The organism is Vibrio sp. EA2, from assembly GCF_033042495.1.
Lineage (GTDB): Bacteria > Pseudomonadota > Gammaproteobacteria > Enterobacterales > Vibrionaceae > Vibrio.
The window spans coordinates 27,984-29,227 of sequence record NZ_JAWLID010000024.1; the positions used below are offsets into that span (position 1 = coordinate 27,984).

2 protein-coding genes are annotated in these 1,244 nt (G+C 49.5%); both read right to left on the bottom strand.

What is annotated here, in order from left to right; translation table 11 throughout:
- Positions 1 to 783, bottom strand: a 783-nt coding sequence (gene galT, locus RXX31_RS23395) for a galactose-1-phosphate uridylyltransferase (RefSeq protein ID WP_317592033.1), incomplete at its 3' end; no start/stop codon positions are given.
- A gap of 55 nt (positions 784 to 838) precedes the next feature.
- A partial coding sequence (locus RXX31_RS23400; RefSeq protein ID WP_317592034.1) for a GDP-mannose 4,6-dehydratase occupies positions 839 to 1,244 on the bottom strand: 406 nt, incomplete at its 5' end.

The window sequence follows — 1,244 nt, forward strand, 5'->3', positions numbered from 1 at the left end:
AATTGCTACCGCCAAGTCGTCACGCTGCTCATTGTTTAACTCACTCATACGGCGGATGTGTGTTTTCGGTAACAGCATGGTTTCGAATGGCCACGCCGCCCAGTAAGGGACAACCGCCAACCAATACTCGGTTTCAACGACGACACGGGAGCCATCTTTTAGCTCAGCTTGTACGTAATCCACCAGCAGATTGCTACCGTGTTCCTGGTAGTAAGCCTTTAGGTTTTGCTCTTTGCGTTCAATCTCATTTGGTAAGAAACTGTTCGCCCAGATTTGACCGTGTGGGTGAGGCTGAGAACAGCCCATGGTTTCACCCTTATTCTCAAACGCTTGGACCCAAACATACTCTTTACCTAGCTCTTCAATTTGCTCGTTCCACGTATCAATCACGCCACGGATTTTGTCTACCGGTAGTTCAGGTAAGGTTTTGCTGTGGTCAGGAGAGAAACAAATCACTCGGCTCAAACCACGTACACCTTGGGTTTTGAATAGTGGGTTGTCTGATTCTGGCGCATCTGGTGAGTCCACCATCAGAGCAGCGAAATCGTTATTAAACACGTACGTGCCCTGATAATCTGGGTTAACATCGCCAGAGATACGCTCATTTGTCGGACACAGGAAACATTTCTCATCGTAGCTTGGTAGCTCATCAATCGCCGCTTTCTCATCCGCCCCACTCCAAGGACGTTTTGCACGGTGTGGTGACACTAAAATCCATTGACCCGTTAGTGGGTTGTAACGGCGGTGTGGGTGATCCACTGGGTTAAATTCAACGTTCGACATTTTACTTACTCAACTTATTCTTCTTACTAGTCCGACGCACTGCACCGGATGAAAATTAGTAACCTTGTGGGTTGTTAGATTGCCAATTCCAAGTATCGGCCGTCATTTCAGCAACGCTGCGTGTTGCTTTCCAACCAAGCTCACGCTCTGCCTTGTCTGTGCTCGCCCAACATTCGGCGATATCACCTGGACGACGCGGGCACAATTCGTAAGGCACAGGTTTACCGCAGGCGGCACCGAAAGCTTCCACCATTTCAAGTACGCTAGAACCTTTACCAGTCCCTAGATTGTATGTGTGCAAGCCCGCTTTCTGCCCCACAGCTTTCAGTGCCGCAATGTGGCCATCAGCCAGATCCATTACATGGACGTAATCACGCACACCTGTACCGTCCGGCGTTGGGTAGTCGTTACCAAATACGGAGAGCTTTTCACGACGACCAACCGCGACTTGTGCAATAAAC